This is a genomic window from Zunongwangia sp. L-65, assembly GCF_056859415.1.
Genome location: NZ_JBSXOK010000078.1, coordinates 78,678 through 99,711, shown reverse-complemented (window position 1 = coordinate 99,711; position 21,034 = coordinate 78,678). Strand labels below are relative to the sequence as shown.

Here is a 21,034-nt window from a genome sequence, read left to right as displayed (position 1 = left end):
GCCGTTAGTACAAGGAAAAAATCAAGATCTTTTTAAAATTTTACGTAATAATTAAATATATTTATACGTAAATCAATTTATGATGGATAAAAAATTGACATTAAGCCTCAGTGAAGGCATTATAGAAAATGCAAAAACATATGCAAAAGCCAATAATATTAGTTTATCAAAATTAATAGAATCTTATCTTGGATCTTTAACTAAAGAAGAAAAGAAAGAATTGGAAATTTCTCCACTTGTGAAAAGTTTAAGCGGTGTCATCTCGGTTGATGAGAACTACGAACCAAAAGATGATTATACAGAATATTTGATCGAAAAATATAAATGAAAAGAATATTAATAGATACTAATATCGTGATCGATTTACTTTCAAAAAGAGAAGGATTTTACAATGAAGCTGCAAAACTATTTACTCAGGCAGATAAACAAGAAATAAAACTAAGCATTTCTTCATTAACTTTTGCAAATACAAATTACATTCTAACCAAGTTAAAATCACCAAAGGAAGCCAGAGAAATTCTCAGAAAGTTTAAAGTACTTGTTGAAGTTTTAAGTTTGGATGATAAAATTATTGAATTAGCATTAAGTGACGAGAGTTTTCCTGATTTTGAAGATGGATTGCAATATTATTCAGCAATTGAAAATGATATTGAAATAATAATAACAAGAAATAGAAAAGATTTTAAAAACTCGAAATTACCATTATTGACTGCTAAAGAATATTTGGCGTCTTAGTAATTTTTGCCAGTAGCTAACAAAGATGTTTTTAATCCTAGTTTTTCGATGTAATAGTTTGGAAATGTGAGGTATATGGAGATGATTTTAATAACTGTATGGATTTTAAATATTCAGCGATTAAAAAGTAAAAAGACGCTTCGCTTCAGGAAACAAGAGTCAAGACGAAACATCTCGAATCGGGCCTCTCTCGAAATGATGGATTTTTAGTTTATAAACAATTTATATGCTAATAGCTAAGAGCTGCAAGCTAAATTAAAGCGGAGCCACTAAACTCTCATGAACAAAAGATGCGCTTTTGTTTTTAGGTCGGACATGAAACCAATCACCGGTTTTCCCTAAAAGCTGAAGCGTATCTTTATTTTTTGCCTGTCCTAAAATTTGGGAGGTTGAAGTGTTAGGCTGATTGCGAAGGTTTGCGACACTACTTTTGGTAAGTAAACTGGTCGAATTTTTATCGAATGTTGTGATTTCTGGTGTGAAGTTTTCATGCTGGTACACAAAATAGAGCGGATTTATCGCGCCACGCTTATAAATACCAAAATGCAGGTGCGGAGGGGTGGTTTTGGCATTTCCCGTATTGCCAACAAAACCCAAAGTGTCTCCTTTTTTTACACTTCCAGAGGTTTTTGCAATACTATCCAAATGCGCGTAATATAAAGACTGTCCTCTTTTTGTATCTCGTAACCATACCTGTTTTCCACCCAGGCCTTTTTCTCCGGTAAAACCAATACGGCCGTTGGTGGCTGCAAGTACAGGAGTCCCCCGGTCAGCAAAAATATCTATTCCCTCATGACTTCGGGCTCCGCCATCTCGTTTAGCTCCCCAATAACTCTGAATGTCACTGTTTTTTCCATCGGCTACCGGGAAAAAATAGGCCGGTTTTTTATTGAATTTCAGTACAAAGTCAGATTGCGTCTCTATCGCAGGCTGAATTACTATTTTATAAAGTCCAGATTCCTTAATTTCATATTGAAATATTTTCTGGTCAATTTCAGCACTTTCAATTTTATTGAAACTTTGAATGCTATCTAATGTCATCCGGTAAAAATCGATAAAAACAAGATCATTTACAGAATCGGTAAAAATTTCTAAATTAAAAACCTCTCCGGGATTTAAATTCATTTCGTAGGCATATACGGGAAAAGATCGGGGCATAAACTTCCCACTTTCGGCATAAGGCAATTCAATTTTTAAACTATCCTGTAAACCAATTTTAATTTGCTCTTCCCACAGCGAGAATAATTGATCTGATATATTGTAATCCCGTTTATAAATTTCTTTAGCACTGGGATTTGTAATAAAATCGGTCGCTTTGTTTAAACGGGAACAGGAGGTGCAAATTAATGCTATAATGAGGTAATATATGCTCTTCTTCAAATTCAAATTCTCATTTTTTTCCTCGATATTCGAGATTAAGAAAAAGTTGGGGTGTTACTGTTTAAGAATTTCAGCATTACTCGCTACGTATTGTCTATCTTTAAAAGCAGCAATTATGCCATAATTATGCAAAAAGCTGACTCACCACATCTTCGATTTTGGAAACTTTAATCACCTGGATGTTATACGAAGCTTTTGGCAGTTTACTTTGTTTGGAAATCATGATTCTGGCAAACCCTAGTTTTTCGGCTTCTAAAATTCGCTGGTCTACACGGGTTACCGGTCTAATTTCTCCGGCAAGACCCACTTCAGCGGCAAAGCAACTGTCCTTTTCTATCGAAATATCTTCGTTGGAGGACAGAATGGCGGCAACAACGGCAAGATCGATCGCAGGGTCATCTACACTAATTCCGCCAGTGATATTAAGGAACACATCTTTTGCACCCAATTTAAAACCCGCTCGTTTCTCTAAAACAGCTAAAAGCATATTTAATCGCTTGGCATTATAACCCGTAGTAGATCGTTGCGGAGTTCCATATACGGCGGTGCTTACCAAAGCCTGGATTTCGATCATTAGTGGGCGCATCCCTTCTAAAGTACTGGCAATAGCGGTGCCGCTTAGGTCTTCGTCATTTTTGCTGATTAATATTTCTGAAGGATTATTCACTTCTCGCAAACCGCTGCCTTGCATTTCATAAATTCCAAGTTCATGGGTGCTTCCAAATCGGTTTTTGTGGGAACGCAAAATTCGGTAAACGTGATTGCGATCCCCTTCAAACTGGAGTACGGTATCCACCATGTGCTCTAAAACTTTTGGCCCTGCGATACTCCCTTCTTTAGTGATGTGACCAATCAAAATAACAGGGACATTACTTTCTTTGGCAAATTTTATTAGTTCAGAGGTGGTTTCACGAATCTGGGAAATGCTTCCCGGAGCACTTTCAATATAATCACTATGCAATGTTTGTATCGAATCGATGATTACTACTTCAGGAGAAACCTCTTCGATTTGCCTAAATATATTTTGCGTTTTGGTTTCGGTGAGAATATAGCAATTGGTGGAATTTGGATCAATACGCTCTGCTCTCATTTTGATTTGCTGCTGACTTTCTTCTCCAGAAACGTACAGTACCTTATACGGAAAGCTTAATGAAATTTGAAGTAATAGTGTGCTTTTTCCAATTCCTGGTTCTCCGCCAAGAAGTGTTAAGGAGCCGGGTACAAGTCCGCCTCCTAAAACACGATCTAATTCGTTATTTCCTGTTTTCCAGCGATATTGCGGTGCAGTTTCAATTTCATTTAAACGCAAAGGTTTAGCGGCTCTTTTCGCTTCGGTTTTTGCGGAAGATGTCCAGTCTTTTTTAACGGGTTTCTCTACAATCTCTTCAACTATTGTATTCCAGTCTCCACAAGAATTACAACGTCCCTGCCATTTAGAATACTGCGCGCCACAATTTTGGCAATAATATGCTGTTTTTACCTTCGCCATAGCCGCAAAGATAATTAATACCCGTTGGCTTTTTTAATTTCATTGGCTCTTTCCAACATATAATCTGTTGTTAAGAAAGAGATGGGTTTTTGACTATAGGCTTTTTGATAGGTTTTCATGGCACGTTGCGGGTTGCCGGTTTCTTCTTCCCATCTGGCTTCAAAATAAGTGGCCAGCATAGTGTTTGGATAATGTTCTGCAGCCATTTTACTTAGATCTTTAAAATCATCCCAACGTTTGGTTTTTTCAATTGCCTGATTAATCGCCAAAAAATCATTGAGCCTAATTTGTTTCTGAAGACCAAAAAGTTCGTTGATCGTATTGTATTTATCTTGTAAATATTCTGAAAGGCTTATACTGGTTTGAAGTAATGTTGTTTGATATTCTTTTTGTGAAATTGGCCTGTAAATCTCAAAAATATTATCAATTGCTGAAGGAATTGCTTTTCCTACCAGGGAGTAATGGGTAGCTCCTTCAAAGTTATCAAAATTATAGTTTAGAAGTGTATTATTGACCTCTTGAAGCTGACTGTCAAAAGCTTTTATTGATTCCTGAAGTTGCGGAATATCATCTGATCCCGTGGCCAGGTAATACCATATTTTTTTATCGGTTTTTTCAAAAACCTCCCCTAATCTTACATTCATTTTAGGAGCATAATCCGGACTTAGATTGATGTAGGCGTCAAAAATCGGTTTGTCTTTTAAAAGATAAAAGTTCATGAAGTTAGCCGTAAGATCATGGCCAACGATTACATGAAAAGGGGCCACGCGATATTTGTTTGCGATGTTCTGCATTAATTCCATTCCCAAGAATTCAAAAAAAGTAGCACCATTTTCGCTGGGTAGATAACGGTCTTCATCATAATATGAGTCGGCTTCACGGCTACGACCCTGGTTTACACCAATTACAATCATCTCAGGAGCATCTTCCCAGTAGGAGTAATAATCGATCATCCCGGCAACCGGTTCAAACAGGTAATCACCATCTAATACTAGCATTACGGGATAAAATTTTTCTTTGTTTTCTTCGTAATTTCTGGGTAGCTGAATTTTAATTTCCCGGCTGCTACCAAGCTTTTCAGAAGAGATCGTCTCATAGGTGGTTTGGGCAGAAATTATCCACGGATAGATAATGACTACCGCTAAAAGTAGTTTTTTAATCATAGGTGTTTATTTAGCGAGGATCAATATAAATAATTATTTCCTTCTGTTAAGGATTGGAAGGAAAATAAATGAAAGTCCCCCTAGAACAAGGTTTAAAAAGGTTTGGGAAGCCCAGACAACCCAGCCAAATGCTTCGCCACCCTGTCTGGAAATACTAAAAAGTGTTAAGACGCCAGCAATTGCAATAGGATAAACACCAATACCGCCATTAGTTACCGAGATGGCAAAAGAACCTACCACGAATGCGGCTAAAATGGCTCCAAAACCTACATTAGTAGTTTCAGGAATTGCAAAAGTGGCTACGTAAAACATCGTTACATACATGATCCAGATAAACAGGGTATGAAATATAAAAGCCCATTTTTGCCGCATTTTTAAAATGCTGCGCATTCCTTCAAGCAAACCTTTTGCAAAGTCTTTAATTTTACGAAGTAGCGGAAGTTTTGATTTTTTAATAAGTATTAAGCTAAAGGTTCCTAGGATGACTAAGACTACAAAAACTCCTATTGTGAAAATGGGATTAATGTTATTCTCCGCAAAATAGGTAAGTACGTTATCGGTTTGAAGAATTACCGCAAGCGAAATAATGCTTAATAGAATAATTAAATCGGCAAGTCGCTCAGAAATTATAGTTCCAAATCCTTTTTCAACAGGAATATCTTCATAGGTTTTTAGCGTAGCAGCCCTAAGGAACTCCCCGGATCTTGGAATGCCTAAATTAGCCAGATATCCGGCCATTAAAGCCATAAAACTATTTATAAACTTAGGCTTGTAGCCTAAAGGCTCCAGCATGAACTTCCATCGGTAAGCACGTGAGAGATGAGAAAGAGTTCCTAAAACCAAAGAAAGGCCTACCCAAAAAGGATCAGCCTTTTTAATATTTCTAATAAGTTCTGCTCTTTCAGTCGGTGTTGCACTGTTGTAACTATACCAGATTAAAAAAATCCCCAATAAAAGGGGAATAATAGTTTTAAGTATTTTTTTAAGCTTGGTATTCAAAAAGTCAAATATTAGTTAAGCAAATTATTTTCTTCATTAGGGAAAACAATGGCAGGTTTAAAACTCTTGGCTTCTTCAAAATCCATTATGGCATAACAAATAAGGATAAGTACATCACCTTTGGCTACTTTTCTGGCTGCCGCACCGTTTAATGTGATCTCGCCAGAGTTTCTTGGTCCCGGTATGGCATAAGTTTCTAGGCGCTCCCCATTATTGTTGTTAACAATTTGTACTTTCTCACCTTCAATGATATTGGCTGCGTCCATCAAATCTTCGTCGATGGTGATGCTGCCAATATAGTTTAGATCGGCACCAGTTACTTTTACACGATGAATTTTAGATTTTACTACGTGAACTTGCATGATTTTTAGTTATTGAGAGCAAGATTGTCAATTAGCCTAATATCTCCTGCATAAGCAGCAATAAAGGCGCGATAGGTCTCTCCCTCCCTTTTTTCGGTTAATTTTTTTAATGTTTTGGCATCGGAAATTTCGAAATATTCCAGTTCTAAAAATGGATAATTTCTAAATTGTTGTTCGACCCAATCATTTATATAATTTGCACTTTTTGTGCCAAAAAGCGTTTTTGTTTCTTTTAAGGTTTCAAAGATAAAGGCTGCTTTTTCGCGTTGCAAATCATTTAGTCGCTCATTACGGCTACTCCTTGCAAGACCCGATTCTTCTCTTAGGATAGGACAGCCAATGATCTCTACCGGGAGATGTTCTATTTCTGTAAGTTTCCTAATAATTTGTAATTGCTGATAATCTTTTTCGCCAAAGAAAGCTTTGTCGGGTTCCACAGTATTAAAGAGCAGTTTAACCACGGTGCCAACCCCGTCAAAATGTCCTGTCCTGTGTTTTCCTTCCATTACGACATCCAGACCTTCAAAATCAAAATGCTCAGAAACGATTAAATCACCATATAATTCATTAGCGTTAGGGGTAAAGACAAAAATTTCTTCAGAAACTTCTCGAAGTAAATTAATATCTTTTTCCAAATTTCTGGGGTATTTTTCCAGATCCTCAGGCTTATCGAATTGTGTGGGGTTCACAAAAATGCTTACCACAACCTGATCGCAGGATTTAATGGCTTCTTTTACAAGGTGTAAATGGCCTTCGTGCAAAGCCCCCATAGTTGGTACCAAACCAATGGTTTTACCGGTACGCTTTTTTGTAGCTAAGCTTTGCTTTAAAAGTTCTTTTTCTTTAAAAACCTGCATCGTAATTTAAAATTAACAGCTTGCAAACTTAATATATCTCTGGCAATCTGCATAAAATTTTGTAATTTTGCGTGTTTTTTGTTCGCAACCGCACTTTAAAGAAAAAAATATATGAAAGATAAGAGGATATTGTACGTCTCGTCTGAAGTTATACCTTACTTACCTGAAACCGAAATATCATCCACATCTTTTGAAGCCGCAAAAATGGTGAATAACATTGGAGGGCAAATTCGAATTTTTATGCCAAGATTTGGTAATATAAATGAACGACGCCACCAACTACATGAGGTTATTAGGCTTTCTGGGATGAATATGGTGATTAATGATTTAGATATGCCATTAATCATAAAAGTTGCTTCTATCCCAAAAGAAAGAATGCAGGTTTATTTTATTGATAATGAGGATTATTTTAAAAGAAAGGCAACCTTATCTGATGAGGATGGAAACCTCTTTGACGATAATGACGAGCGCGCCATCTTTTTTGCTAAAGGTGTGATTGAAACAGTTAAGAAATTAAACTGGTCTCCAGATATTATTCACGTACATGGCTGGTTAGCCTATATGCTCCCATTATACTTAAGGCATTATTACGGAAATGAGCCACTTTTCAAAGATGCAAAAATTGTGACTTCTATTTACAATGAAAACTTTGATGGCACGTTAAATGAAGAGATGAGAGATAAAATCTTGTTTGACGGTATGGAGAAAAGGGATCTTAAACACCTTAAGGAACCTAGTTTTGTGAATTTAGCCAAAACTGCTGCAGATAATTCAGACGCTGTTATTGTTGGTAGTGACGACTTACCAGAAAACCTGTTGGATTATCTAAAGAAAATTAATAAACCATTACTTCCGTATAAAACAAGAGAAGAATTCTCACAGGCTTATCAGGATTTTTACACAACAAAAATATTAGCGGAATAGTAATTCTTATTTACATGAATTTATATAAAGGGATTTTAAAAATAACAACAGTATTTGTTGTTATTTTTCTTTTAGCATCTTGCGATGAAGATTTTAGTACTATTGGAGGGGAAATTATAGAGAATCCTGCGGGTGTACAGTTAAGGGAATATGATGTTAATGCCTATACGGTAGATTTAAAATCTGTTCAGACCAATGTTGCTTTTAGCTCTGGTCAGAGTGTGCAAAACCTGAAGCTTTTAGGGGTTTATAATCATCCGGTTTTTGGACAGAAAACAGCAAATGTTTTATCTCAGGTACGATTGGGGACCACTTCTCCAGAGTTTCCAGAAGGAGCGGTTTTAGATAGTGTAATACTAAACCTGCCTTATTTTAGTACAGAAGTGGTTGAAGATGGTGAGACTGAATATGAGTTGGATTCTATTTATGGGAGTGGCGGCTTTAGATTGAGTATTAGAGAATCAAGATATTTTTTAAATAATCTGGACCCTTCAGAGGATTTTGAAAGAGCACAAAAATATTATTCAGATCAACAATCTCTTTTTGAGCAGTTTCTTACAGATGATAATATATATGTGAACGAAAATTTTGTGCCTTCGCCAAATAGAATACGCTTTATTGGTGAAAATGATGAAGGCGAAGCAGATACTACTTATACTGCTCCAGCTTTAAGGGTTAATTTAAATAAGGATTATTTTCAGCAAAAAATTATGGATAAAGAGGGAAGTGCCGAACTATCCAGTATGAGTAATTTCTATGATTATTTTAGAGGATTGATGTTTAAAGCTGAACCTAGAGGCAATACAGGTAGTATGATATTATTCGATTTTTCCAGAAGTGATGCAGGTATCAAGTTATATTACTCTTATGAGGACGAAACAGAGAATGATGAGGGAGAAACTATAGCTGAAAAAGCGATTGATAGTCTGGGAATACGTTTTGGTGCTAATATTGTAAATACCTTTGAAGGAGAATATCCTGCTGAATTGCAGGAAAATATTGGTAGTAATTCAGAAAATCTTTATCTTGAAGGCGGTGAAGGTATGATAGGAGTGATTGAGCTTTTTAATGATGGAGATTTAGAAGACTTAAAATCCGAGAATTTAATTGTTAATGAAGCTAATCTCGAATTCTATATAAATAAGGATTTGATGAACGGTGCTACTACTCCAAAGCGTCTTTACCTTTATGATATTAATAATAATTCGGTCTTAGTTGATTATGGGGATCTTAATTCAAGGTCAAATGATCCGCTGAATGCCAGAACTATTTTTTCTTCTTTACCTGAAACAAATGAGAGTACCGGAGAAACTAAATACACTTTAAGGATAACACAGCATGTTATTAACCTTATAGAAAATGGTACTACGAATGTAAGACTTGGGGTGGTGATAACTTCAAATATAGAGCAGCTTGCTAATGTATCGGTAAGGGAAAGTACGCCAGAACTTTCTGGAGATAATAATTTAGAGATGGTTCCTGCCAGTTCTACTATTACTCCTGAAGGGGTGGTTTTTTATGGTTCTAATGCTTCAAACGAGGATACACGACTTAAATTAAGGGTATACTATACATCGACAGACCTATAACCCAAATCTTATATGTGCGGAATAGTAGGATACATTGGGCATAGAAATGCTTACGATGTTGTTATTAATGGTTTAAAGCGACTGGAGTACCGTGGTTATGACAGTGCTGGTATAGCGCTTTATGACGGGGAGGCTCTAAAAGTTTGTAAGACCAAAGGAAAAGTTGTTCATCTGGAGAAAAAAGTCCAGGAATCCATAACCTCAAATGGTTCTATAGGAATAGGGCATACCCGATGGGCAACCCATGGAGAACCAAATGATGTGAATTCACATCCCCATTTATCAAATTCTGGTAATCTGGCGATCATTCATAACGGAATAATCGAAAATTACGATGCCCTTCGAAAGGAATTAAAAAAACGCGGTTACACTTTTCAGAGTGATACCGATACCGAGGTTCTTGTAAATCTTATAGAAGATGTGATAAAGAACGAAGGGGTTAAATTAGGCAAAGCAGTACAAATTGCTTTAAATCAGACAGTGGGAGCCTATGCTATCGCTGTTTTTGATAAAAGAAAGCCAGATGAAATAGTGGTAGCCAGGTTAGGGAGTCCCCTTGCTATAGGTATTGGAGATAATGAATACTTTATAGCCTCTGATGCTTCTCCGTTTATCGCTTACACCAACAATGCCATCTATCTTGAGGATGGAGAAATGGCTGTAGTAAGACAAGGTAAAGAGGTAAAAGTTCGTAAAATTTTAAATGACTCTGAAGTAGATGCCTACGTTCATGAATTACAGCTTAATTTAGAGCAGATTGAAAAAGGTGGTTATGATCACTTTATGCTTAAAGAAATTTACGAACAGCCTAATGCTATTCGTGATACTTATCGGGGTCGCTTACTTGCTGATAAGGGTATTATAAAGATGGCGGGGGTAGATGATAACCTTGATAGGATCGCAAAAGCCAATCGTATTCTTATTGTAGGATGTGGTACTTCCTGGCATGCCGGTTTAGTTGCTGAATATATTTTTGAAGACATGGCACGTATTCCTGTAGAGGTTGAATACGCTTCAGAATTTAGATATAGGAACCCTGTAATTACCGAAAACGATGTGGTGATCGCTATTTCTCAAAGTGGGGAAACTGCAGATACTATGGCGGCTATAAAATTAGCTAAGGAGAAAGGAGCTTTTGTTTTTGGGGTTTGTAATGTGGTTGGATCTTCAATTTCTCGGGAGACTATGGCAGGTGCTTATACTCATGCCGGGCCGGAAATTGGTGTGGCTTCTACCAAGGCTTTTACTACACAGATTACGGTATTAACCTTAATGGCATTAAAGCTTGGGAAGTACAAAGGAACAATTTCTAACTCCGATTTTAGATTACATTTACAGGCGTTGGAAGCTATTCCAAAAAAAGTAGCAAAATTATTACAATCGGATAAAGTGATTAAGGAGATCGCTGCTACTTATAAAGACGCCAGGAACTGTATTTACTTAGGTCGTGGCTATAATTTTCCTGTGGCTCTTGAAGGGGCTTTAAAACTTAAAGAAATTTCGTATATCCATGCTGAAGGTTATCCTGCAGCCGAAATGAAGCATGGTCCAATCGCACTGATCGATGAGGAAATGCCGGTAGTGGTCATCGCTGTTAGAAAAGGACATTACGAAAAGGTTGTGAGTAATATTCAGGAGATAAAATCCAGAAAAGGCAAAATTATTAGCGTAGTTACTGAAGGAGATGTAGAAGTTAAGGAACTTGCAGATCATGTGATCGAAATTCCTGAAACAATCGAGGCTCTTACGCCTTTATTAACTACAATACCATTGCAGTTGCTTTCTTATCATATAGCAGTACTGCTGGGTAAAAATGTAGATCAGCCAAGGAATCTGGCCAAATCGGTAACTGTAGAATAAGGGAAATGCCAGGTGATGATTTCTTATTGCAGCGTGTATAGAGCGTAATAATAATCTGGGGCTTGCCCTCAGGTTCATTTTTATAAGAGGTTTTACCTGCTAAGAAGTGACTTTTTAGGCTCTAAAAAAAGTTATTTCTTTGGAAGTATGAAATTATAAAGAAAAAACTATCTTTGCAGCCAAATTTGTGGCCGATTTTTATTTATAGATTTATAAATCAGTAAGGTAGGTTGCAAATAGATTTAAATAAAAAACATTAAAGAAATTAATAATGTCTAAAGTAACAGGTAAGGTTGCCCAGGTTATTGGCCCTGTAGTCGATGTTTCCTTCGATTCAGAAAATGAATTGCCAAAGATTTACGACTCTTTGGAAATCACCAGAAAAGATGGTTCTATTTTGGTATTAGAGGTGCAAACACATATTGGTGAAGATACTGTTAGAGCTATTTCTATGGATTCTACAGATGGACTTAGCCGTGGTGTAGAAGTTGTATCTACCGGAGCTCCTATACAAATGCCAATTGGAAATGATATATACGGGCGTCTATTTAACGTAGTTGGGGATGCTATTGATGGTCTAGGAAATTTACCAAAGGCTGGTGAGGCAGGATTGCCAATTCACCGTGAAGCTCCAAAATTTGAAGACCTATCTGTTTCTACTGAAGTTTTATTTACCGGGATTAAAGTAATCGATCTTATCGAGCCTTATGCAAAAGGTGGTAAGATTGGATTGTTTGGTGGTGCCGGGGTAGGTAAAACCGTACTTATTCAGGAATTAATTAACAATATTGCAAAAGGCCACGGTGGTCTTTCTGTATTTGCCGGTGTAGGTGAGCGTACTCGTGAAGGTAACGACCTTCTTAGAGAGATGCTTGAATCTGGTATTATTAAATACGGTGATGATTTTATGCACTCTATGGAAAATGGTGGATGGGATCTTAAAAAAGTAGATAAGGAAGTGATGAAAGGTTCTAAGGCTACTTTCGTATTTGGACAGATGAATGAGCCGCCGGGAGCACGTGCGCGTGTAGCCTTATCTGGTCTTACTATTGCAGAATACTTTCGTGATGGTGCGGGGGAAGCTCAAGGTAAAGACGTGCTATTTTTCGTAGATAACATTTTCCGTTTTACTCAGGCAGGTTCAGAGGTTTCGGCACTTCTTGGCCGTATGCCTTCAGCGGTAGGTTATCAGCCAACTTTGGCAACAGAGATGGGAGCCATGCAGGAAAGAATTACCTCAACTAAAAAAGGTTCGATTACATCTGTACAGGCGGTTTATGTACCTGCAGATGACCTTACCGATCCAGCTCCGGCAACAACTTTTGCTCACCTGGATGCAACAACTGTACTTTCTCGTAAGATTGCCGAGTTAGGTATTTATCCGGCAGTAGATCCTTTAGATTCGACTTCGAGAATTCTTACTCCAGATATTTTAGGAAAAGAACATTATGATTGTGCGCAACGCGTAAAAGAGTTATTACAACGTTACAAAGAATTACAGGATATTATTGCGATTCTTGGTATGGAAGAACTTTCTGAAGAAGATAAACTTGCGGTATCACGTGCAAGACGTGTACAACGTTTCCTTTCTCAGCCATTCCACGTAGCAGAACAGTTTACGGGTCTTAAAGGGGTGTTGGTAGATATTAAAGACACAATCAAAGGATTTAATATGATTATGGATGGTGAGTTAGATCATCTTCCTGAAGCAGCTTTTAACCTTAAAGGAACTATCGAAGAAGCTATTGAAGCTGGAGAGAAAATGCTAGCTGAATCATAAAATAGTAGTGAAATCGAATAGTTAGTTATAATGAAAATTTATAACTAACTACTCCATAATCAGTACGCAATACTAATAACTATGTATTTAGAAATTGTAACTCCGGAAGCAGTTGTTTTTCAGGCCGAGATTGATGCGGTTAAAGTTCCTGGGATTGAAGGTGAGTTCCAGATGCTGAATAATCATGCACCAATTGTCTCTACTTTAACAAGCGGGACGGTGAAGATTAATCTAACGACTTCAAGTACTGATGTAACTTCAAAGTTATCTTCAGATTTTAGACAGGAAGGAAAAGAATTGTTTTATCCTATTAAGGGAGGTGTGCTCGAAATGAAAGATAATAAAGCGATCATTTTAGCCGACTAACTTAATTCTGAAATATTATAAAAAAAGCCTGTCGTTTTCGCAACAGGCTTTTTTATTTTAGTTAACGGCTGCTCAAATATAAATTGGTATACCACCAACCGTAAACCATGAGCTCCACTTTACTTGATAATAAAGATTAAATGCTTTACGGTAGTTTACTTTGCTGAAAGCCAATTTTCGCGATTTTTAAGTGCTTTTTTCTTTGGTTTAGGATCTATATTTATCTGGTAAGATGGATTTTTATCCACACCAACTTCAACAGTTTTTTCTTCACCATAATTGCTGAATTTTAGGCTGATTTTTTGCCCAGGTTTTAATTCTGAAGTGATTTCATTAAATTCTTCTACACTTGTTACCGGTATTGTATTGATTGAAATAATGTTAGCGCCTTTATCCAGGCCAGCTTTATAAGAGGGAGTTCCTATTTTAGGGTTATTGGTCATCACCAGTCCGTTTTCAGAATTTTCTACGGAAATATCTAAAAAGGACTCATTGGCCTTTCTTGATAAATCAACTCCCACATTTGCGAAAAGCTGCTTGTAATCCGGCATATTGCTGTTGTAGATATACTTGTTAAAGAAATTTTTCGCAATGTCTTCCCCGGCATATTGCTTTAACAGGTTTTCGATATCTTTAATCTCGTATGGTACTTCAGGTTTTCCATAAGTGTCCCAAACCAGCTTCATAAAATCATCAAGGTTTAGACCCTTATCTCGCAAATGCAGATCTAAAGCTAAGCCTAAAACACTACCGTAGGAATAATATGAAATAAAGGTGTTTTCTCGATTTACGGGATCCAGGGAAGTCGCGGCATCAACAAAAGGCGCCTGATAACTCATTTCAATTGGATTGAAATATTGTAAAGCCGGAGAGGTCCAAACATAGTTAAAACTACCATTTAAGCCATCGATATAATCATTTTCAGAGATAATTCCTGCTCGGCATAGGATAAGATTCGTATAATAACTTGTAAATCCTTCCGCAAACCAAAGCGCACCACTCATATTAGCTTGAGTGAAATCGAAAGGTTCTAATGATTGGGGACGTATGCGCTCTACATTCCAGGCATGAAAAAATTCGTGGGAAACTGTGCCGATATTACCTTTCATTCCACCATTGGCTAAAGTCTCAACATCAGTTAAGATAGTGCTATTACGGTGTTCCATGCCATCGCCAGAAACGTTTTGGATGTAACAGGCTAAAAAAGTATACTCCCCATAATCAAAATCGGGTAATTCACCATATACTTTCATTTCCTGTTCGACGATTTTTTTTACTTTTTCGAAATATTCATTGAATAGCTCGTCACTGCTGGGATCATGTAAAACGAAACGTACATTCTTACCGTCAATTTCAAAACTTTTTATTCTAAAATTACTAATCTCGGTGGGGCTATCCATAAAATACTGAAGATTTGGAGCGCTGAAGGTGTTTCCTTCAATATGTTTTAACTGAGTGGCGACTTTCCAGTTGGGCATAGCTTCAGTATTGTAAGTGATCTCTATAGGTCTCTCCTGTAAATCTTCAGCAAACATAAAAGTTGCGGGCATGTTTAAATGCGCATGTGTTGGGTCTATTTGGGAGTAGGTTCCGTCACCGCGATTGGCAAATAATATATATTCAATATTTACAATTCCATCATGGCCGGTTACTGCCCAGGCATATGGGTTTGGTCGCGTGACTTTTAGTTCTTTTCCTTTGCTATCTGTAGCTTTAAATCCATAAACATTTTTAGCAAATTCGTGAATCGCATAACGCCCAGGTGAAGATCTGCTCATCCTTACAGTGAAAGTATCTGTCTTTATTCCTGGAAACTGGATGTTGATTTTAGCTTCATGATGAACAGCATTTTCAAAGGAGATTTGATATTTATTTTGCTGAGCAAAACTAATCGTACAAACGAATAGAAAAATGAAGAGTAAACGCATGAGGTATATTTTAGTGTTAAAGGTAATTAATTATTTTTCATCCTGATACTCAAGAATGTCTCCTGGCTGGCAATTCAATATTTCGCAAATCGCTTCTAAGGTTGAAAATCGTATAGCTTTGGCTTTACCTGTTTTGAGAATGGAAAGATTAGCTGTAGTAATTCCAATTTTTTTGGCAAGTTCATTGCTCCTCATGTCTTCGCGCTCCAGAATTTTGTCGAGATTAATGATTATCGCCATTGCTTAGATTGTAAGTTCATTTTCCTTTTTAAGCTGTCTCGCGTTTTGGAATACTTTGGCAAGAAAAATTAGAAAGATACCAAAGGCAAGAATAATCCAAAAAGAACTAAAAGAAAATTCCATCCCAAAATTTAAGGTGATACGATTAGCTAGTATCATCTTTTTTAGAAATTCAGAAACTGCTCCAAGAATTACAGATAAACAAATTAACCTTCCGCCAAGATTTAAAGATGCTATCTGCAATTTTGTATACAGCTTATTTCTGAAGAAGCTTCTAATTAATTTGCGTAGCACGTAGAGGCCATAAATGTAAGCGCCGGTTTTAATGAGTTCTAGAATAATAAGTCCCCATAAAGCGAATTCGTTCATATTTTCGGGAATTTTTTCTGTAGAAATAAATGATATATCCGAGCCTGCTAAAAGACCGGTTATCAGTCCTAATAAAACGGCAATTAGGGAAAAAGCCGAAAAAATAAAGCAAATATCAAGAATCGTTTTTAGAAGAACTGGTGGTTTCATTGAGAAAATAATTATCGTTTAATAATAACAATATTATAAATAATTATTGTTTTTCGATAATTTTTATATTGAATTTTTCTTCATTTCTTATTAAGAAGTTTTCTAAACTACTATATCTCACTTTGAAACATTAAGAAATTGCAAAGTCAGTAGAACTCCTTATATTTAACGCTTATAATTCGCATAAAACTTAAATAATAACTATTATATTTGCGAGGAACGGATTTTTAACCAATTATGATATCAGCAATACTTTTAGGATTTTTATTTGCAATACTTTTAGTTTTCGCAGGAAAGTTTTTTAAAGGGAAGTATGCTGTTTTATCTTCCCTAATCCCTTTGGGACTCTTTGTATATTTTCTTCAGTTTATTCCAGAAGTTATGGGAGGAAATATAATAAGGGAAAGCTATAACTGGGTACCTTCTTTTGGCGTTAATCTTGGTTTTACTTTAGATGGACTTTCATTGTTATTTTGCCTTATGATTACCGGGATTGGATTCCTGGTTTTTGCTTATACCTCGGCTTATTTACATCATCATAAATATTTAGATCGCTTTTATGGTTATTTAAGTGTATTTATGGCGGCAATGCTTGGTTTGGTGCTTTCTGATAATGTGATTAGTTTATTCATATTTTGGGAACTTACAAGTATTAGTTCGTTCTTTTTAATAGGTTTTAATAACACTCAGGAAGCTTCCAGAAAATCAGCATTAGTCGCACTGGGGATCACTGGTTTGGGTGGAATGTTTTTATTAGCTGGAGTGATTGTTTTAGGAAATATAACGGGGACTTTTAGTATTGCTGAAATGCTAAATATGTCTCCTGAATTAATAAAAGGGAATGAATATTATTCCCTTGCTGTGATCTTATTATTTGGAGCTGCTTTTACTAAATCGGCGCAATTCCCGTTTCATTTTTGGTTGCCCGGAGCTATGAAAGCACCAACGCCGGTTTCTACCTATTTGCACTCTGCAACCATGGTAAAAGCAGGAATTTATTTGGTTATGCGTTTTACACCGGTTCTTGGCGGTGAGGAAATATGGAATACCACATTGATCATCGTTGGAGGTGTGACCATGCTTTATTCAGCGGTACATTCGCTGTTCAGGACAGACCTTAAAGGCGTACTGGCATATTCAACGATATCGGCTTTAGGAATTTTAATGTTCCTGATAGGTATGGGAACAACAGCATCTTTTACAGCTGCCGCCGTGTTTATTATAGTTCATGCTTTGTATAAAGCAACCTTATTCCTAACCACCGGAATTATCGATCATCAAACAGGAACACGTGATGTAACCGTGCTTTCTGGTTTACGTAAAGTTTTGATGCCGGTAGGAATTGCTGCAATTATTGCCGCAATATCCAGTGCTGGGATTCCTCCCACTATAGGTTTCTTGGGTAAAGAACTTACTTACGAAGCAACTATGCATGCCCCTATAATTGCCACAATACTACTGGTAGGTATTGTGATTACAAAAATGTTATTGCTTTGGGCAGGTTTCGTAGCCGGGATAAAGCCATTTCAGGGTAAATTGCCAGATCATTTAAAAGATACTAAAATGCCCGGTGCGTTGATGTGGGTACCGCCTGTTATATTAGCTGTTTTGAGTTTGGTTTTTGGAATAATGCCTTTTATTATCGAAGGCTCTTTAATCAAACCCGTAGTCGCTGCTTTAGGAGGGGAATCTGGAGAAATTCATTTAGCCTTATGGCATGGATTTAATACCGTATTTATATTAAGTTTGGTAACCATTACAGTAGGTACTATACTTTATTTTGTAATAAAGCCTTCGGCAAAGTTAGAAACAGCTATAGGGAAACTGGAGTTTGTAAGTCCTAAAAGCCTTATGGGGAAATTCAATACCGGCTTTACCCATCTTTCTTCTTTTTGGACCCGCGTATTTCAGAACGGCTATTTAAGAAATTATGTATTTATTATTATCTTTTTCCTTATCGGGATGGTAGGGTATACCATGATAGGCAATACAAAATTTGATATAGATTCTTCCATGTTGTCTACTGTTAGCTTTTATGAGTTGGTTGTTTTTATTATCATGTGTATTGCAATATTATTTACTGTTTTTACTAGCAGTCGTTTATCGGCAGTTGTAGCTATGGGGGTTGTAGGTTTAACTATTTGCCTTGTCTTTGTGTTTTATAGCGCGCCGGATTTAGCGATGACACAGTTTTCTATAGATACTTTAACGGTGATTCTCTTTGTGCTGGTGCTGTACCGTTTACCAAGATATCTTAAAATACAGGACCATAAGATGCGCATTCGGGATGGTATTTTATCCCTGCTTTTTGGAGGGATGATTGCTGTATTGGCTTTAGAAGTGCTCTCTGAACCTGTAAATACAGAAATTGGCGATTTTTATGCTAAAAATTCGTATATCATGGCACATGGTAAAAACGTAGTAAATGTTATTTTGGTAGATTTCAGGGGAGCGGATACTATGATAGAAATTTCAGTATTAACCATTGCGGCTATCGGGGTATTTGGATTATTGAAATTAAGATTAAAAAGAACAGATAGAGTTCAGTAATTAAGAGTTTATGAAAACCATAATATTAAGAACAGCATCTAATTACCTTTTACCGGTATTATTACTGTTCTCCATTTTTATTCTTTTAAGAGGGCACTACCTCCCGGGAGGTGGGTTTGTTGGTGGATTAATAGCAGCAATTGCCTTTGTGTTGCATTCTTTTGCAAACGGATTAAAAAATACAAAATCCCTATTAAGATTTCATCCCGGCTTTTTAATGCCTGTAGGATTGGCCTTGTCGTTTTTTAGCGGTCTTTCCCCGATAATTTTTGCCGGAGAACCATTTATGACCGGTCTTTGGTACCATGGTCATGTTCCTGTTTTAGGAAGTATTGGTTCTGCATTGTTTTTTGATATGGGGGTTTATCTTGTTGTAGTGGGGGTAACGCTAACGATCATTTTTACAATTTCTGAAGCGCCTTAATTATGGAGATATTATTAGCTATTTTAGTAGGCTTACTTTATGCGTCTGGAATTTATATGATTTTAAGACGTAGTTTTGTAAAACTTATTATCGGAATAATTCTATTAGGAAACGGTGCCAACCTTTTAATCTTTCTGTTAGGAAGAATTACTAAAGGTTTGCCGCCTATTATTCCTGAAAATTCTAAAGTGTTTTTGGAAGCTTATGCAGATCCTGTTCCGCAGGCCCTTATATTAACAGCTATTGTAATTAGTTTTGGATTACAGTCTTTTGCTATTATTCTGGTAAAAAGAGCACATAAGGTGGTAAGGACAGATGATCTGGACGAAATGAACGCAACCGACGAAGATTCATGATGCAACAATTAATCATATATCCATTATTATTTCAATTATTCCTAAGCATTGTTCTGATGTTTTTTTGGAATAAGATTAATGCCCAAAAAGTGATAAGCATTACCGGCAGTATTATTGCTGTAATACTTTCAAGTTATGTTTTTTATTACGTTTGGGAAAACGGAACTCAGAAAGTGAATGCCGGTAACTGGGATGCACCTTTTGGGATTGTTTTTGTGGCAGATACTCTGGCGGTTACCCTGGTACTTTTAACGGCTCTTTCTGGGTTGGCGGTTTCAATATTTTCTGCAGGTTCAGTAATAAAAGATCGATTGCGATTTGGGTATTTCCCAATATTTCATTTTTTACTGTTGGGGTTAACCGGGGCCTTTTTAACCGGGGATTTATTCAATTTGTATGTTTGGTTTGAAATTATCATTATCAGCTCCTTTGTGTTAATCACCATTGGTGGTGAAAAAGCACAGTTGGAAGGAGCCGTAAAATATTTTACACTTAATATTTTAGCTTCAACCATTTTCCTAACAGCAATCGCAGTTCTTTATGGTTTAACCGGCTCTTTAAATATGGCCGATCTTGCCGGTAAAGTAGCCGCGGTAGAAAATCGCGGACTTGTAGAAGTTGCAGCCATTTTATTTTTAATTGGTTTTGGTACCAAAGCTTCGATATTTCCATTGTATTTCTGGTTGCCTGCATCTTATCATACACCTCCCGCAGCGGTTTCAGCTATTTTTGGAGGCTTATTAACCAAGGTTGGGGTATATGCTTTAATACGCGTATTTACCTTAATTTTTGTGGGCGATGTCTTTCTTGGCGATATTTTATTAGTCCTGGCCATACTAACCATTTTTAGCGGTGGGGTAGGTGCATTAGTGCAGAATAATGTTCGTAAGGTATTTTCCTATTTGATTATTTGTCATATTGGTTATATGATTGCGGGGTTGGGCATGTTTACCGAAATCGCCATAAGTGGAGTCATTTTCTACCTGATTCATGATATTATGGTGAAAACGAATCTGTTTATGGTAAGCGGACTTATATTTAAAATAAAATCATCAAACAGTATGAGAGCTTTAGGTGGTTTTTATGCTAATTACCCTAAGCTGAGTTTGTTGATTTTTATTCCGTTATTTTCTTTGGTAGGAATTCCGCCATTATCTGGTTTCTGGCCTAAAATATCATTAATAGGTGAAGGTTTTAAAACCCAGAACTACTGGACGGTAGCAGCTATTGTCTTTGCCAGTTTTATCACCCTTGTGATTATTGCAAAATTATGGGCAGAGGTGTTTTGGAAAGATGCAAAAGAGATTCCAGAAAAGCCTAAATTTGAATATTTTAGTGATATTAGTAAAGCAAGGAAAACAGAATTTATTCTTCCTATCGTATTTTTAAGTTTAATATCACTATATATCGGTTTTGGGGCAGAGCATATTCAGGTGTTATCTTCCAGGATTGCAAATGAGCTAATGAATAGTCAGCAGTATATTGATACGGTTTTAAACAATAGTTAAGAGGG

20 protein-coding genes are annotated in these 21,034 nt (G+C 36.6%); 11 read left to right on the top strand and 9 right to left on the bottom strand.

What is annotated here, in order from left to right:
• Positions 1-82 precede the first annotated feature (82 nt).
• On the top strand, positions 83-328 hold the full coding sequence (locus AC13DP_RS19010) for a DUF6364 family protein (protein WP_041580175.1): 246 nt from the start codon (positions 83-85) through the stop codon (positions 326-328).
• Positions 325-735, top strand: coding sequence for a type II toxin-antitoxin system VapC family toxin (locus tag AC13DP_RS19005; RefSeq protein ID WP_347407814.1), 411 nt, complete (start codon positions 325-327; stop codon positions 733-735). The genes AC13DP_RS19010 and AC13DP_RS19005 overlap by 4 nt, the downstream gene beginning before the upstream one ends.
• Before the next feature lie 255 nt (positions 736-990).
• On the opposite strand, the gene AC13DP_RS19000 is transcribed toward AC13DP_RS19005, so the two are convergent.
• The 6 genes from AC13DP_RS19000 to panC form a co-directional block, all read right to left on the bottom strand.
• The gene (locus tag AC13DP_RS19000; protein ID WP_347407815.1) at positions 991-2,115 is read right to left on the bottom strand and encodes a peptidoglycan DD-metalloendopeptidase family protein; all 1,125 of its coding nucleotides are present in this window, start codon (positions 2,113-2,115) and stop codon (positions 991-993) included.
• A 124-nt stretch (positions 2,116-2,239) separates the two neighbouring features.
• Positions 2,240-3,604 (bottom strand): DNA repair protein RadA, encoded by a 1,365-nt coding sequence (radA, locus tag AC13DP_RS18995; protein WP_041579342.1) that lies wholly within the window; start codon positions 3,602-3,604, stop codon positions 2,240-2,242.
• A gap of 14 nt (positions 3,605-3,618) precedes the next feature.
• A complete protein-coding gene (locus tag AC13DP_RS18990; RefSeq protein ID WP_272959453.1) occupies positions 3,619-4,767 on the bottom strand; it encodes an alpha/beta hydrolase in 1,149 nt (382 codons plus the stop codon).
• A 33-nt stretch (positions 4,768-4,800) separates the two neighbouring features.
• On the bottom strand, positions 4,801-5,766 hold the full coding sequence (locus AC13DP_RS18985) for a lysylphosphatidylglycerol synthase transmembrane domain-containing protein (protein WP_013073882.1): 966 nt from the start codon (positions 5,764-5,766) through the stop codon (positions 4,801-4,803).
• 11 nt (positions 5,767-5,777) lie between these two features.
• On the bottom strand, positions 5,778-6,128 hold the full coding sequence (panD, locus tag AC13DP_RS18980; protein ID WP_013073881.1) for an aspartate 1-decarboxylase: 351 nt from the start codon (positions 6,126-6,128) through the stop codon (positions 5,778-5,780).
• Positions 6,129-6,133: 5 nt separating this feature from the next.
• On the bottom strand, positions 6,134-6,985 hold the full coding sequence (panC, locus tag AC13DP_RS18975; protein WP_483068286.1) for a pantoate--beta-alanine ligase: 852 nt from the start codon (positions 6,983-6,985) through the stop codon (positions 6,134-6,136).
• Positions 6,986-7,096: 111 nt separating this feature from the next.
• On the opposite strand from panC, the gene AC13DP_RS18970 reads away from it, so the two are divergent.
• From AC13DP_RS18970 to AC13DP_RS18950, 5 genes are all read left to right on the top strand, one after another.
• Complete coding sequence (locus tag AC13DP_RS18970) at positions 7,097-7,909, top strand: glycogen/starch synthase (RefSeq protein ID WP_013073879.1); 813 nt, start codon at positions 7,097-7,099, stop codon at positions 7,907-7,909.
• Between the two features lie 14 nt (positions 7,910-7,923).
• Entirely contained in the window at positions 7,924-9,498 is a 1,575-nt protein-coding gene (gene bamH / locus AC13DP_RS18965) for a BamH family beta-barrel-assembly machinery protein (RefSeq protein ID WP_483068285.1), read from the top strand.
• A 12-nt stretch (positions 9,499-9,510) separates the two neighbouring features.
• A complete protein-coding gene (gene glmS, locus AC13DP_RS18960) occupies positions 9,511-11,358 on the top strand; it encodes a glutamine--fructose-6-phosphate transaminase (isomerizing) (RefSeq protein ID WP_013073877.1) in 1,848 nt (615 codons plus the stop codon).
• Between the two features lie 271 nt (positions 11,359-11,629).
• Positions 11,630-13,138, top strand: coding sequence for a F0F1 ATP synthase subunit beta (gene atpD, locus AC13DP_RS18955; RefSeq protein ID WP_013073876.1), 1,509 nt, complete (start codon positions 11,630-11,632; stop codon positions 13,136-13,138).
• A gap of 81 nt (positions 13,139-13,219) precedes the next feature.
• The gene (locus tag AC13DP_RS18950) at positions 13,220-13,504 is read left to right on the top strand and encodes a F0F1 ATP synthase subunit delta/epsilon (RefSeq protein ID WP_013073875.1); all 285 of its coding nucleotides are present in this window, start codon (positions 13,220-13,222) and stop codon (positions 13,502-13,504) included.
• A gap of 155 nt (positions 13,505-13,659) precedes the next feature.
• Here the strand turns inward: AC13DP_RS18950 and AC13DP_RS18945 are convergent, their stop codons facing one another.
• Genes AC13DP_RS18945 through AC13DP_RS18935 form a run of 3 tightly spaced genes read right to left on the bottom strand, consistent with a single transcriptional unit; the run spans position 13,660 to position 16,191 of the window.
• Positions 13,660-15,432 (bottom strand): M61 family metallopeptidase, encoded by a 1,773-nt coding sequence (locus AC13DP_RS18945; protein ID WP_483068284.1) that lies wholly within the window; start codon positions 15,430-15,432, stop codon positions 13,660-13,662.
• A 30-nt stretch (positions 15,433-15,462) separates the two neighbouring features.
• Positions 15,463-15,672 carry a helix-turn-helix domain-containing protein gene (locus tag AC13DP_RS18940; protein WP_041579339.1) on the bottom strand — a complete coding sequence of 70 codons (210 nt, stop codon included), beginning with the start codon at positions 15,670-15,672 and terminating at the stop codon, positions 15,463-15,465.
• 3 nt (positions 15,673-15,675) lie between these two features.
• The gene (locus tag AC13DP_RS18935; RefSeq protein ID WP_483068283.1) at positions 15,676-16,191 is read right to left on the bottom strand and encodes a DUF2975 domain-containing protein; all 516 of its coding nucleotides are present in this window, start codon (positions 16,189-16,191) and stop codon (positions 15,676-15,678) included.
• Positions 16,192-16,428: 237 nt separating this feature from the next.
• Between AC13DP_RS18935 and AC13DP_RS18930 the strand changes: the two genes are divergently transcribed.
• The 4 genes from AC13DP_RS18930 to AC13DP_RS18915 are packed head-to-tail and all read left to right on the top strand — an operon-like array spanning position 16,429 to position 21,029.
• The gene (locus AC13DP_RS18930; RefSeq protein ID WP_228249162.1) at positions 16,429-18,741 is read left to right on the top strand and encodes a putative monovalent cation/H+ antiporter subunit A; all 2,313 of its coding nucleotides are present in this window, start codon (positions 16,429-16,431) and stop codon (positions 18,739-18,741) included.
• A 10-nt stretch (positions 18,742-18,751) separates the two neighbouring features.
• Positions 18,752-19,165: a Na+/H+ antiporter subunit B gene (locus AC13DP_RS18925; protein WP_228249163.1), complete on the top strand. Its 414-nt coding sequence runs from the start codon at positions 18,752-18,754 to the stop codon at positions 19,163-19,165.
• Between the two features lie 2 nt (positions 19,166-19,167).
• Positions 19,168-19,521, top strand: coding sequence for a Na+/H+ antiporter subunit C (locus tag AC13DP_RS18920; RefSeq protein ID WP_013073869.1), 354 nt, complete (start codon positions 19,168-19,170; stop codon positions 19,519-19,521).
• Positions 19,518-21,029 carry a proton-conducting transporter transmembrane domain-containing protein gene (locus AC13DP_RS18915; protein WP_041579337.1) on the top strand — a complete coding sequence of 504 codons (1,512 nt, stop codon included), beginning with the start codon at positions 19,518-19,520 and terminating at the stop codon, positions 21,027-21,029. Before AC13DP_RS18920 ends, AC13DP_RS18915 begins: the two co-directional genes overlap by 4 nt.
• The last annotated feature ends 5 nt before the right edge of the window (positions 21,030-21,034 follow it).